Annotated in this window: 11 protein-coding genes; 8 read left to right on the top strand and 3 right to left on the bottom strand. The window is 72.5% G+C overall.

Features of this window, described 5'->3' with window-relative positions; translation table 11 throughout:
* The first annotated feature begins 374 nt into the window (after positions 1 to 374).
* Positions 375 to 1031, top strand: a complete 657-nt coding sequence (locus tag IO36_RS32585; protein WP_051901107.1) for a hypothetical protein — start codon at positions 375 to 377, stop codon at positions 1029 to 1031.
* Positions 1032 to 1118: 87 nt separating this feature from the next.
* Here IO36_RS32585 and IO36_RS32580 read toward each other — a convergent pair whose 3' ends face one another.
* A complete protein-coding gene (locus IO36_RS32580) occupies positions 1119 to 2558 on the bottom strand; it encodes a gamma-aminobutyraldehyde dehydrogenase (RefSeq protein ID WP_037625174.1) in 1440 nt (479 codons plus the stop codon).
* A gap of 188 nt (positions 2559 to 2746) precedes the next feature.
* Here IO36_RS32580 and IO36_RS32575 point away from each other — a divergent pair, with 188 nt between their 5' ends.
* The 7 genes from IO36_RS32575 to IO36_RS32545 all read left to right on the top strand — a co-directional run bounded on the left by IO36_RS32575 (position 2747) and on the right by IO36_RS32545 (position 10087).
* On the top strand, positions 2747 to 3262 hold the full coding sequence (locus IO36_RS32575; RefSeq protein WP_037625172.1) for an Lrp/AsnC family transcriptional regulator: 516 nt from the start codon (positions 2747 to 2749) through the stop codon (positions 3260 to 3262).
* On the top strand, positions 3247 to 4629 hold the full coding sequence (locus IO36_RS32570) for an aspartate aminotransferase family protein (RefSeq protein ID WP_209441300.1): 1383 nt from the start codon (positions 3247 to 3249) through the stop codon (positions 4627 to 4629). The genes IO36_RS32575 and IO36_RS32570 overlap by 16 nt, the downstream gene beginning before the upstream one ends.
* A 258-nt stretch (positions 4630 to 4887) precedes the next feature.
* Positions 4888 to 5625: an ABC transporter ATP-binding protein gene (locus IO36_RS32565; protein WP_037625200.1), complete on the top strand. Its 738-nt coding sequence runs from the start codon at positions 4888 to 4890 to the stop codon at positions 5623 to 5625.
* On the top strand, positions 5607 to 7220 hold the full coding sequence (locus IO36_RS32560; protein WP_037625168.1) for a membrane protein: 1614 nt from the start codon (positions 5607 to 5609) through the stop codon (positions 7218 to 7220). The genes IO36_RS32565 and IO36_RS32560 overlap by 19 nt, the downstream gene beginning before the upstream one ends.
* A gap of 120 nt (positions 7221 to 7340) precedes the next feature.
* Positions 7341 to 7748, top strand: a complete 408-nt coding sequence (locus IO36_RS32555; RefSeq protein ID WP_037625166.1) for a VOC family protein — start codon at positions 7341 to 7343, stop codon at positions 7746 to 7748.
* A gap of 382 nt (positions 7749 to 8130) precedes the next feature.
* A complete protein-coding gene (locus IO36_RS32550; RefSeq protein ID WP_037625198.1) occupies positions 8131 to 9240 on the top strand; it encodes an LOG family protein in 1110 nt (369 codons plus the stop codon).
* A gap of 187 nt (positions 9241 to 9427) precedes the next feature.
* Complete coding sequence (locus IO36_RS32545) at positions 9428 to 10087, top strand: LAETG motif-containing sortase-dependent surface protein (protein WP_037625165.1); 660 nt, start codon at positions 9428 to 9430, stop codon at positions 10085 to 10087.
* Positions 10088 to 10166: 79 nt separating this feature from the next.
* Here the strand turns inward: IO36_RS32545 and IO36_RS32540 are convergent, their stop codons facing one another.
* On the bottom strand, positions 10167 to 11246 hold the full coding sequence (locus IO36_RS32540) for an ABC transporter ATP-binding protein (protein ID WP_051901106.1): 1080 nt from the start codon (positions 11244 to 11246) through the stop codon (positions 10167 to 10169).
* Positions 11247 to 12845: an ABC transporter permease gene (locus IO36_RS32535; protein WP_037625194.1), complete on the bottom strand. Its 1599-nt coding sequence runs from the start codon at positions 12843 to 12845 to the stop codon at positions 11247 to 11249. It abuts the gene before it with no gap.
* Positions 12846 to 12891: the final 46 nt, after the last annotated feature.

The raw sequence follows: 12891 nt of genomic DNA, 5'->3' as shown, positions 1-12891 counted from the left end.
CACCCTCTCCCACCCCCCGGCACCGCACGCCCCCAGCAGCTCCGCCCGGGCCCCCGCCTCCCACCACACCCCCGGGCACAGAACCCCGTACGTCCACCCCGGTCCCCGCGCCCCCGCGCTCCCGCCCTTGCCCGTCCCCTCTGTCGGTTCGCGATAAAGGCCGTCGTTCCCGTGCCGTAACCGCCCCCGGGCTTGTCTTGAGTACAGCACGACGGCGCACGGACCGCCACGCCGCTTCCCGGCACGGCGGATCCCACCGGTGCGCGTCGCCGCGGGACGCGTCGAGCCACCACGCGGACCCGCACGGCGGGGCGCACCGTCCCGCGCCGTTCCCACGAACCGGCGGCACCGCCGCCCGCCCATGGAGGAAGCCCATGCCCGCACAGGCCACACGGCCACGACGCATCGCCCTGGCCGTCGCCCTGATCTCGGCGGCCACGCTCGGGACCGTCAGCGCCTCGGCCGCCTCGGCCGCCTCGGCGTCCGACAGGTCCGCCCCGGCGACCGGGACCGCCGCGTCGGCCCTGATCACGAAGCACTCGACGACCGGCAAGCCCCCGAAGGGCGGCCTGCCCCCCGCCGGACTCCCCGGCGCGGTCGGGTACCGCCCCACGGCCCAGGCTCCCGGGGACGTGAACACCGCCGACGACGCGTTCGCGGCCTGTATGCGCGATCACGGCCAGAAGGTCTTCCCGGCCTTCCACGCCTCGAAGGACAAGCACGGCCGGATCCAATTCGGCGTGCGGGTCGGGGCGGCCAAGGGATTCGACCCCGACTCCAGGAGCTACCGGGCCGCGCTGAAGGCCTGCGCGCCGATCCTGAAGAAGGCCGGCATCACGATCTCGTCGAAAGGCGGCCTGCCCCCGCTGCCCGTTCCGGGCAAGCCCGGAAAGCCCGGCACCGGATCCGGCGGAAGCTCCGTGGGCGGCTCGATCGGCGGCTCCGACGACCTGCCCGGGTTCCACACGGAGAAGGGGAAGCCGGGCGCGCCCGACGAGCCGACGCTCTCCAGGGTGACCGAGAGCGCCTGACCGGGCACGAAGGGGGAACGGCGTGGCCCCGGACGGGATCGATCCCGTCCGGGGCCACGTGGTTCACACGAGCAGGCGCGCGGCCGCTCAGCCGTCCAGCGACGTCATGACGTGCTTGATGCGCGTGTAGTCCTCGAAGCCGTAGCCCGACAGGTCCTTGCCGTAGCCGGACTTCTTGAAGCCGCCGTGGGGCATCTCGGCGACCAGCGGGATGTGGGTGTTGATCCACACGCAGCCGAAGTCGAGGGAGCGGGAGAGCCGCATCGCACGGCCGTGGTCCTTCGTCCAGACCGAGGAGGCCAGCGCGTAGTCGACGCCGTTGGCCCACTCGACGGCCTGCGCCTCGTCCGAGAAGGACTGGACGGTGATGACCGGGCCGAAGACCTCGTTCTGGATGATCTCGTCGTCCTGCTTGAGGCCGGAGACGACGGTCGGGGCGTAGAAGTAGCCCTTGTCACCGACCTGCTGGCCGCCCGCCTCGACCTTGGCGTGCGCGGGCAGCCGCTCGATGAAGCCGGCGACCTGCTTGAGCTGGTTGGGGTTGTTCAGCGGGCCGTAGAGCACGTCCTCGTCGTCCGGCTGCCCGGTCTTGGTCTCGGAGGCGGCCTTGGCGAGCGCGGCGACGAACTCGTCGTGGATGGATTCCTGGACGAGGACGCGGGTGGCGGCCGTGCAGTCCTGGCCGGCGTTGAAGAAGCCCGCGACCGAGATGTCCTCGACGGCCTTGGCGATGTCGGTGTCCTCGAAGACGACGACGGGGGCCTTGCCGCCGAGCTCCAGGTGGACCCGCTTGACGTCCTTGGACGCCGACTCGGCGACGGAGATGCCCGCGCGGACGGAGCCGGTGATGGACGCCATGGCCGGGGTGGGGTGCTCGACCATCGCGCGGCCGGTGTCGCGGTCGCCGCAGACGACGTTGAAGACGCCCTTGGGCAGGATGCCGCCGAGGATGTCGGCGATCAGCACGGTGGAGGCCGGCGTGGTGTCCGAGGGCTTCAGGACGACCGTGTTGCCCGCGGCGAGGGCCGGGGCGAACTTCCACACGGCCATCATCATCGGGTAGTTCCACGGCGCGACCTGGGCGCAGACGCCGACGGGCTCGCGACGGACGATCGAGGTCATGCCCTCCATGTACTCGCCGGCCGAGCGGCCCTCGAGCATGCGGGCGGCACCCGCGAAGAAGCGGATCTGGTCGACCATCGGCGGGATTTCCTCGGACCGGGTCAGACCGATCGGCTTGCCGGTGTTCTCCACCTCGGCCGCGATCAATTCCTCGGCGCGCTCCTCGAACGCGTCCGCGATCTTCAGAAGGGCCTTCTGGCGCTCGGCGGGGGTCTTGTCCCGCCACGCCGGGAAGGCCGCGGCGGCGGCCTCCATCGCGGCGTCCACGTCGGCCTGGCCGGAGAGCGGCGCGGTCGCGTACGCCTCGCCGGTCGCGGGGTTGACCACCTCCGTGGTCCGTCCATCGGCGGCATCGCGGAACTCTCCGCCGATGTAATTGCGCAGACGACGCAGCTCGGTGCTCACTGCCCGGCCCTCCTGTCGGATGTCCAACGACCCAGGTGTCCACTACCTGAGATGCCTGAGTGCCCACCCTAATCCGTGGCTCCACGTTTTCAACACCCCCGTACGGCCCATGGCTGCGAAATCCGCAAGACATGAAGCTTCAAACAACGAATTTCATCGCCCGAGCCTTGCGGAACTGTCGAGACGTCGTGCACAGTGGGGTCGTGGCCAGTCGAAGCGCGGAACCCAGGGACTCCCGCGAGTCCAGGAACGGAAGTCCCCAGTTGGACGCCGTCTCCCTCGCCATCATCGAGCAGCTCCAACAGGACGGACGCCGCCCGTACGCCGCGATCGGCAAGGCCGTGGGCCTCTCCGAGGCCGCCGTGCGCCAGCGAGTCCAGAAACTGCTCGACCAGGGCGTCATGCAGATCGTCGCCGTCACGGACCCGCTCACCGTGGGATTCCGTCGGCAGGCGATGGTCGGCGTCACCGTCGAGGGCGACCTCGACCCGGTGGCAGAAGCGCTGACGGCCATGTCGGAAGTCGAGTACGTGGTGATGACCGCGGGCTCGTTCGACATCCTCGCCGAGATCGTCTGCGAGGACGACGACCACCTGCTGGACGTCATCAACAAACGCATCCGGGCCCTGCCCGGGGTGCGCTCCACCGAGAGCTTCGTCTACCTGAAGCTCAAGAAGCAGACCTACATGTGGGGAACCCGATAGCCGTGAGCACCAAGGACCTCAGCAAGACCGCGTACGACCACCTGTGGATGCACTTCACCCGCATGTCCTCGTACGAGAACGCGCCCGTTCCCACCATCGTCCGTGGTGAGGGCACCTACATCTTCGACGACAAGGGCAAGCGCTACCTCGACGGTCTCGCGGGCCTGTTCGTGGTCCAGGCCGGCCACGGCCGCCGGGAGCTGGCCGAGGTGGCCGCCAAGCAGGCCGCCGAGCTGGCCTTCTTCCCCGTGTGGTCCTACGCGCACCCCAAGGCCGTGGAGCTCGCCGAGCGCCTCGCCCACCACGCGCCGGGCGACCTGAACAAGGTCTTCTTCACCACCGGCGGCGGTGAGGCGGTCGAGACCGCCTGGAAGCTCGCCAAGCAGTACTTCAAGCTCCAGGGCAAGCCGACCAAGTACAAGGTCATCTCCCGCGCGGTCGCCTACCACGGCACCCCGCAGGGCGCCCTGTCGATCACCGGCCTGCCCGCCCTGAAGGCCCCCTTCGAGCCGCTCGTCCCCGGCGCGCACAAGGTGCCGAACACCAACATCTACCGCGCCCCGCTCTTCGGCGACGACCCGGAGGCCTTCGGCCGCTGGGCCGCCGACCAGATCGAGCAGCAGATCCTCTTCGAGGGTCCGGAGACGGTCGCCGCGGTCTTCCTGGAGCCCGTGCAGAACGCCGGCGGCTGCTTCCCGCCCCCGCCCGGCTACTTCCAGCGCGTGCGCGAGATCTGCGACCAGTACGACGTACTGCTCGTGTCGGACGAGGTCATCTGCGCCTTCGGCCGCCTCGGCACCACGTTCGCCTGCGACAAGTTCGGCTACGTCCCGGACATGATCACCTGCGCCAAGGGCATGACCTCGGGCTACTCCCCGATCGGCGCGTGCATCGTCTCCGACCGCATCGCCGAGCCGTTCTACAAGGGCGACAACACGTTCCTGCACGGCTACACCTTCGGCGGCCACCCGGTCTCCGCGGCCGTGGGTCTCGCCAACCTCGACCTGTTCGAGCGTGAGGGCCTCAACCAGCACGTGCTGGACAACGAGGGCAACTTCCTCAAGACCCTGCAGAAGCTGCACGACCTGCCCATCGTCGGCGACGTCCGCGGCAACGGCTTCTTCTACGGCATCGAGCTCGTCAAGGACAAGGCCACCAAGGAGTCCTTCACGGACGAGGAGTCGGAGCGCGTGCTCTACGGCTTCGTCTCCAAGAAGCTCTTCGAGTACGGCCTCTACTGCCGCGCCGACGACCGCGGTGACCCGGTCATCCAGCTGTCCCCGCCGCTGATCTCGGACCAGTCGACCTTCGACGAGATCGAGGAGATCATCCGTCAGGTCCTGACGGAGGCGTGGACCAAGCTCTGATCCCGTGCCGTGCACCCGGCCCCGCCCCCTCCCCCGGGCGGGCCGGTCTTCCGTACGGCTGACCAACACCGGCCCCGGTGGCGCCCGTTCGAGTGAGAATGGGCGGCCCGGGGCCGCGTGCTGTCCGGCCGCCGGGCCCCGACTCCTTAGCGTGCCCTGTAACCGATCGGCCCTGCCTTCGTTCCCCCGTCCGGGGGAACGAGCGCCCTCGAGGAGGACGCCCGGCTCGGCACATCAGATCCGAACGAGGTGTACGCGATGGTGGCCCCGCCCGACAACGACGTGCTCTGGGCTCGCGCCCTGCACGTCGAGCACAACGGCTCGCCCGCGCTCAGCGGAGTCTCGCTCGGTGTCCGTGAGGGCGAGATCCTCGCCGTCGGCGGCCCGCGCGGCAGCGGCAAGACGACCCTCCTGCACTGCCTGTCCGGCCAGCTCCTGCCGCAGCGGGGCGAGGTCTGGTTCAACAGCACGCCCGTGCACACCATGGGCCGGCTCACCCGCGAGCGGCTGCGCCGGGACCGGTTCGGCTGGATCGACCCCGTCCCGACGCTGATCCCCGAACTGAACGCCTGGGAGAACACCGCCCTGCCCCTGATGCTGCGCGGCTGGACCCGCCGGGACGCCAAGACCGCCGCCCTGGAGTGGCTGACGCGGCTGGACATCGGCGACTGCGCCCGCAAGCGCCCGCACCGCCTGCTCCAGTCCGAGCGGCAGCGCGTGGCCGTCGCCCGCGCCATCGCCCCCGCCCCCTCCGTGCTGTTCGCCGACGAGCCGACCGCGCCGCTGCACCGCGCCGACCAGGCCCACGTGCTGCGCACCCTCACCTCGGCGGCCCGCTCGCACGGCATCACCGTCGTGCTGGCCACCCAGGACCCCGCCGCCACGGCCCTCGCCGACCGCACGGTGTCCCTGCTCGACGGACGGCGCGTGAACACCGTCCATCTGCCCCCGGTCGCCGAGGCGGAAGGCCGGGCCGCGTGCTCGCTCTCCGTCTAGCCCGCGCTGCGGGTCCCCTCGTCCAGCTCCGCCGGCTCCTGGTCGCCGCCGCCTCCGCGGGCACCGGGTTCCTGCTGCTGTGCACCATGGGGTACGCGATGAGCCATCCGGACGCCTCGACCTCCGGCGCGCTGCGCCTGGCCTGGTGCGTCGCCCCCCTCGCCGCCACGGTCTACTTCGCCGTCGCGGTGGCCCGTACCGACCCCGCCACCCGGCCCCGGCCCGGCCTGTCCGCCATCGGGCTCGGTCCTGGTCGGCTGATGGCGCTCTCCGCCGCCACCACCGCCCTGTCCACCCTCCTCGGATCGCTGCTCGCCCTCGCCCTCTTCCTCCAGCTGCGGGGCGACCTGACCGGCGTCCAGTCCGGCGGGTCGGCGACGGACTTCCTCGCCTCCGGCCAGTCCCTGCCGCTGCCCGCGGCCCTGACCCTGCTCGCGCTGGTGCCGGCCGCCGCCTCCGCTTCCGCCGCCCTCGCCCTGCGCCCACGGGGCAAGGGGCAGGCGCGCGGGACGTGGTCGTACGGCCGGACCTGGCTCTCGGCGCGGCAGAAGGCGGCCGCGAGCGCTCCCGGGGCAGCCGCTCTCGGCGGACGGCCCGCGGCCGGTGTTCCGGCCGGGTCCGCGGTCTCCGCGGCCCAGGGCGCCGAGGGGCTCACCGTGACCGGGACGGGTGACGGGTTCCGGGACGCCGCCGGCACCGGTGGCGCCGTCCTGCCGACGGCCGACCCGGGCACCCCCGGACCGGACGGCGGCGCCGGCCCCGATTTCCACTGGACCGCCGAGGCGTACGCCACCGGGGAGGTCCGGCGGCCCGCAGCCGAGGAGGGTCCGGCGGACTGGACCGGGCCGAACCCGTCGTACGCGTTCATGGACGTCCCCTACACGGGCGAGGGGCCGGCTCTGGCGTACGAGGGCGCGTCCGTCCCCTGGACCCGTCCGGAACTGCGCCGGGCCACCGAGGCCGGCTCCCGTCGGCCGACGGCCCCGCAGACCTGCCCGAACGGGCTCCCCTGGGGCGCGGCCACGCTGGCCGCGGGGCTGGCCGTGGAGACGTACGCGAGCCGCTCGGGACCCGCGCCCGCGCTCGCGCTGCCCGGCGGGTTCGTCGGCGGACCGGCCGGGGTGCTCCTCGGCTGGGTGCTGACGGCGGTCGGACTGGCCATCGCCGGGCCCGCGATCACGTATCTGTGCGGATGGCTGCTCCAGGCGGTCCGTCCCGGCGCGCTGCGGCTGCTGGCCGGGCGGGCGCTGCAGGCGGAGGCGCGGCGCATCGGGCAGCCGCTCGGAGTGGTGTGCGCGGTGGCGTCGGGCGCCTTCGCCGTGACGGCGCTGTACACCGGCGCCCGGCCCGCGTTCGGTCCGCTGACCACGCTCGGCGCACTGCTGGTGGCCGGGTGCACGCTGCTGACGCTGGCGACGGCGGCGGTGGAGGCGAAGCAGGCCCGTGCCGACACCACGGCGGCCCTGCTGCGGCTGGGGGCGCCCGCATCGATGCTGCGCGGTGCGGCGGCGCTGCGGACGGGGGCGCTGTTCGCCGCGTTCGCGCCGCTGACCTGGGCGGTCGCCGAACTGGCCGCGCTGCCGCTGATCGGCTGACCGGCCCGGGGACCGGCCGGGCGCGATTCCCCGGGAGAAATCCCGCGCCCGGCCGATGACTTCCGCACGGGTCCCCGGTCTACCCCTGCGAACCGCACCACACCGACGGGAGAACCTCGTATGTACCAGCAGATGATCTTCGTGAACCTGCCCGTGTCCGACGTCGCCGCCTCGCGCAGGTTCTTCACGGAGCTCGGCTACGGGATCAACCCCCAGTTCTCCACGGACGACTGCGCCTGTGTGGTGATCAGCGACACGATCATCGCGATGCTGCTGAGCAAGCCGCGCTACGCGGACTTCACCAAGAAGGAGATCGCGGACGCGACGAAGACCAGCGAGGTGCTGCTGTGTCTGAGCGCCGAGAGCCGCGAGAAGGTCGACGAGCTGGTCGACGCCGCCATCGCGGCGGGCGGTTCGGGAACCGGCGAGACACAGGACCAGGGCTTCATGTACGGCCGCGCCTTCGACGACCTGGACGGCCACACCTGGGAGGTCATGTGGATGGACCCGGCGGCGGTCCAGGGCTGAACCGCACCGACCGGACGGGGCCGGAGCGCGGCACGGGGGTCCGCGCACCGGCCCCTCCGCATACCCCGGCACTCCGGCCCGGGTCCTGGAGTCGGATCCCGGTGTCGGAGTCGGAATCAGAGTCAGGCGCCGGAGTCGGAGTCAGGTGTGGCGGCGCCGGAGCCGGGTGCCGGTGTCGCAGCCGGGTGCCGGTGCGATGGCGAGTGCCGGTTCGGTGCCGGGTGCGGGTTCGGTGCCGGGTGCCGGAGTCGGATGCCAGGGTCGGGTGCCGGACTCGGACTCGGACTCGGAGCAGGATGCCGCGGGCCGGGGGTGAGATGTCGGCGCCGGTCGCCCGGACCCTGGTTCCCCGGGCGGCAGCCCCTAGCATGGCGGCGTGTCCATGACTCCTCTTCGCGTGTCCCACGACCATGAGATCGAATCCCTCGACGAGTTCGACGAGGCCGTCTCGGCGGGCGGTTCGCTCGCCGGATTCCGGGTCCAGGCCGTCGATCTGACAGGCCGTACGCGGGAGCTGCGGTCCGCGGAGACGGCGGGCGCCGTGTTCCTCGGCTGCCCGATGGAGCCGGAGGCGGAGACGCGGGTCCGGCTCTCGGGCGCCCTCGTCTTCCCGCCCGTACCCGGCCTCCCCCTCGACCCGTACCGCGGCCGTCTCTACTCCCCCGACGAGCTGTTCGCCTCGCTCGACGCGGGGTACGAGTCGACGCCCGACGCCCGCGCGTACGCCTGGTTCCGGCAAACCCGGGCCGACGGCGACATATTCGCCTCGGCGGTCCGCGCGCTGCACGACGACTCCGTCTCGGACGCCCTCGACGAACTCCTCGCCGGCGCCCGGGTGGTGGGCGTGATGGGCGGTCACCAGATGGAACGCGGCACGGAGGCCTACGCCGGGGCCGCGCGGCTCGGCCGCACCCTGGCCCGTTCCGGTCTCGTGGTCGCCACCGGCGGCGGCCCCGGCGCCATGGAGGCGGCGAACCTCGGCGCGTACGCGGCCCCGTTCGACGACGGCATGCTCGACGAGGCGCTGCGCGTGCTGGCCGCCGCCCCCTCCTTCACCCCGTCCGTCACCGACTGGGCGCGCGCCGCCTTCGAGGTGCGCGAGCGCTGGCCCTCGGGCGGACCCTCGGTCGGGGTCCCGACCTGGTTCTACGGCCACGAGCCGCCCAACGCGTTCGCCGCGCACATCGCCAAGTACTTTGCCAACGCGACCCGCGAGGACGGGCTGCTGTCCCGCTCGAACGCGGGAGTCGTCTTCCTGCCGGGCGCCGCCGGGACCGTACAGGAGATCTTCGACAACGCGACGCCCAACTTCTACGGCTCCAGGGGCGAACCGACCCCCATGGTCCTGGTGGACCGGGCGCACTGGACCGAGCGGTATCCGGCCTGGGAGCTGCTCAAGTCGCTGGCCCGGGACCGGGCGATGGAGGCCCGGATCGCCCTCGTCGAGGGCGTTGATGACGCTCCGCAGGCGCTCAAACACCTGGGAGGTTAACGACTCGGCAAAGCCAACCCCGAGGCGGGGCCTACACATTGACAGCCCTTAGGCCGCACTTATAAACCTGTGAAACCGCTGGGGGCCCTGTTGCTGGAATGATTCACAGCAAATCCCCCAACACCCCCCGCAGTTGCGCAACCTGTGAAGGGCAATCGTGTCCATATCTCGACGCACCGCACGTTCCGTGCGAATCCTCGGCGTTGCCTCCGCCTCTGCCGCGCTCGCGCTCGGCGTCGCCGGCAACGCACTCGCTTGCAGCATCAAGGACTTCTCGGCCGCCGCCACCTGTGACGGCAACGGGAAGGGCATCATCACCGTGACCGACATCGACGCCTCCGCCAAGGAGGCCACCGTCACGGTCTTCCTGGAGTCGAACGGCGCCGACGCGCGCCAGGTCGGCACCGCCCAGAAGGTCACCGGCAGCAAGGACGGCGCCACCATCTCCTTCTCGGAGGACTGGGCGCCCAAGGCCGAGTACCGCATCCACGTGAGCGTCCCGAACATCGTGGACAAGGACATCTCGCCGAACCTGGTGACGAAGGACGAGGCCTGCTCCACGAAGTCGGAGTCCCCGTCCCCGTCGACGAGCCCCGAGCCCTCGGAGTCCGCCCCCTCGGACACCCCCTCGGACTCGGCGAGCCCCTCCGACTCGGAGAGCAGCGCCGCTCCGGCCACCCCGGGCGACAACCAGCCGTCCGCCGCCGCCGGTGAGTCCAACCTCGCCGAGACCGGTGCGAACTCCAACACCCCGATGATCGCCGGCATCGCCGGTGCGTTCGTCCTCGTCGGTGGCGGAGCGGTCTTCTTCGGCATGCGCCGCCGCGGCGCCTCGAAGACCGGCTGACCCACGGTCCGTCCGGACGAAGCCTGTGGCCCGCCCCCGTCGAGGGGGCGGGCCACACGGCTGTCCGGGCAGGGCGCGCTCAGCCGGCCACCGGGTCCTTCACGACGGCCCGCGCCCCGAGCGCCGAGAAAGGATCCGGAGCCCCGAGGACGACGACCTCGGCGGCGTCGAAGCGCACCCCGACCACGTCCCCCGGCTCCGGCGCGTCCCGCAGCGCGCACGCCGCCTCCAGCCGGGGCGCCCCCTCCGGCTGGAGCTGTACGGCGACGTGGGTGCCCCGGAAGGTGCGGGCGGCCACCGTGCAGCGCAGCCCCTCCCCCGCGGCGCTCAGCCGCACCCCGGCGGGCCGGACCAGGAGCGTGCCGGGCCCCTGGGCGGAACCTCCGGGCACCGGGACCGGGCCCCAGGGGGTGTCGGCCGTGGTGGCGCCCACCGTCGCCTCCACCACGTTGTCGAAGCCGAGGAAGCGGGCCACGAAGGCGTCCGCGGGCCGCTGCCAGACCTCCAGCGGTGTGCCGGACTGGGCGATGCGCCCGTCGCGCATCACCACGACCCGGTCGGCGAGCGCGAATGCCTCGCCCTGGTCGTGCGTGACGGCGAGCACCGTCGTCCCCAGTTCCCCGAAGAGTTCCCGCAGCTCGACGACGAGTCGTTCGCGCAGCGAGCGGTCCAGCTGGCCGAGCGGTTCGTCGAGCATCAGCAGCCGGGGGCGGGGCGCCAGGGCCCGGGCCAGCGCCACACGCTGCTGCTCGCCGCCGGAGAGCGAGGCGACGGCGCGGCCCCTGGCCCCGGGCAGTCCGACGAGGTCCAGCAGCTCGTCCACCCGCGCCGACTGTCCGCCGCGCGGCGTGCCCTGCATCCGCAGCCCGAAGGCGACGTTGCCGCCGACGTCCCGCTGCGGGAACAGCTGGTGGTCCTGGAACATCAGGCCCACGCCCCGCTTGTGCGCGGGGACGCCCGCCTGGTCCCGTCCGTCCAGCACCACCCGGCCCGCGTCCAGCGGCTGTAGTCCGGCCACCGTCCGCAGCAGCGTGGACTTGCCGCTGCCGCTCGGCCCGAGCACGCACACGATCTCGTGCTCGGTGACATCGAGGTCGACGGCGTCGAGCACGGCCCGGCCGCCGAAGCGTACGGTCGCGCCCTCAAGGCTCAGCAGCATCTAGAACTCCCCGGTCCCGTCGGTCCGTACCCGCTCCAGCAGCAGCAGCGACACCGCGCACACCACCATCAGGATCGTCGAAAGGGCCATGGCCTGGCCGTAGTTGAGCTCGCCCGCGCGCCCGAGCAGCCGGGCCACGGCGACCGGCAGCGTCGGGTTGTCGGGCCGGGCGATGAAGACGGTCGCCCCGAACTCCCCGAGGGAGACGGCGAAGGCGAATCCGGCCGCGATCAGCAGGGCCCGCCGCACCATCGGCAGGTCGACCTCGCGCCACACCCGCCACGGCGACGCCCCGAGCACGGCCGCGGCCTCCCGCAGCCGCCCGTCCACCGCGCGCAGCACCGGCAGCATGGTCCGTACGACGAAGGGGACGCCGACCAGCGCCTGCGCCAGCGGCACCAGGATCCAGCTCGCCCGCAGATCGAGCGGCGGCTCGTCCAGGGCGATCAGGAACCCGAAGCCGACGGTCACCGCGGAGACGCCGAGCGGGAGCATCAGCAGCGCGTCGAAGCCCCGCATCAGCCGGCCGGCCCGCCGGGTGAGGGCGACGGCGGCCAGACCGCCGACGGTCACGGCGATGGCGGTGGCGGCGAGCGCGTACTCCAGCGAGTTGCCGACGGCCTCGATCGGGGCGACGAGGAAGACCCCCGAGTTGTCGTGGGTCAGGGCCCGGTAGTAGCCGAGTCCCGGGGCGTCGAGGGACCGCTGGACGAGGACCGCGAGCGGCAGCACGAGCAGGACGGCGATGCTCACCAGGACTCCGGCGAGGAGCGCCCACTGTCCGGTGCCGCGCGGCCGGCGCGCGGTGGTGTCCGGGGCGACCAGGCGCAGGGCGGTCTCCCGCCGCCGGACGGTCGCCGCGTGCACGGCGAGGATCGCGCCGACGGCCAGGAACTGCACGATGGTGAGCACCGCGGCGGTGGCGAGGTCGAAGATCTCGGAGGTCTGCCGGTAGATCTCGACCTCCAGGGTCGAGAAGGTGGGGCCGCCGAGGATCTGCACCACACCGAACGAGGTGAAGGTGAAGAGGAAGACCATGAGGGCGGCGGCGGCCACGGCGGGCCCGAGCGCGGGCAGGGTCACCCGGCGCCAGGCCGCGAGGCGCGAGGCCCCGAGCACCCGCGCGGCCTCCTCCTGACGCGGGTCGAGCTGCGACCAGAGCCCGCCGACGGTCCGTACGACCACGGCGTAGTTGAAGAAGACGTGCGCGAGCAGGATCGCCCAGACCGTGGTGTCCAGCCGCACGCCCCACAGGTCGTCGAGCAGCCCGCCCCGCCCGACCAGCGCGAGGAAGGCCGTACCGACGACCACGGTCGGCAGGACGAAGGGGACCGTCACGACAGCCCTGAGGACCTGTTTGCCCCGGAAGTCGAAGCGCGCGAAGACGTACGCGCCCGGGAGCGCGACGAGCAGGGTGAGCGCCGTCGAGGCCAGCGCCTGCCAGGTGGTGAACCACAGCACGTGCCGGATGTCGGAACGGGTCGCCACGTCCCAGATCCGGCCGAGCTGCCAGCCGCCGTCCCCGTGCAGCCCGCGCGAGACGATCGCGGCGACCGGGTAGGCGAAGAAGACGGCGAAGAACGCGACGGGCAGCGCCATCAGGGCGAAGCGGGCCGCGTTCTGCCGCAGGTCGCCGCGGGTCCGG

Source organism: Streptomyces aureus, assembly GCF_000725495.1.
GTDB lineage: Bacteria > Actinomycetota > Actinomycetes > Streptomycetales > Streptomycetaceae > Streptomyces > Streptomyces aureus_B.
Note: the sequence above shows the minus strand (reverse complement) of the source record. Positions and strands in the feature narration are given on the sequence as shown.

Excerpts from the sequence above, each read along its gene's own strand:
- IO36_RS32585 (WP_051901107.1), top strand. The coding sequence starts at position 375 with ATGCCCGCACAGGCCACACGGCCACGACGCATCGCCCTGGCCGTCGCC.
- IO36_RS32565 (WP_037625200.1), top strand. The coding sequence starts at position 4,888 with ATGGTGGCCCCGCCCGACAACGACGTGCTCTGGGCTCGCGCCCTGCAC.
- IO36_RS32555 (WP_037625166.1), top strand. The coding sequence starts at position 7,341 with ATGTACCAGCAGATGATCTTCGTGAACCTGCCCGTGTCCGACGTCGCC.
- IO36_RS32550 (WP_037625198.1), top strand. The coding sequence starts at position 8,131 with ATGACTCCTCTTCGCGTGTCCCACGACCATGAGATCGAATCCCTCGAC.
- IO36_RS32540 (WP_051901106.1), bottom strand. The coding sequence starts at position 11,246 with ATGCTGCTGAGCCTTGAGGGCGCGACCGTACGCTTCGGCGGCCGGGCC.
- IO36_RS32535 (WP_037625194.1), bottom strand. The coding sequence starts at position 12,845 with ATGGCGCTGCCCGTCGCGTTCTTCGCCGTCTTCTTCGCCTACCCGGTC.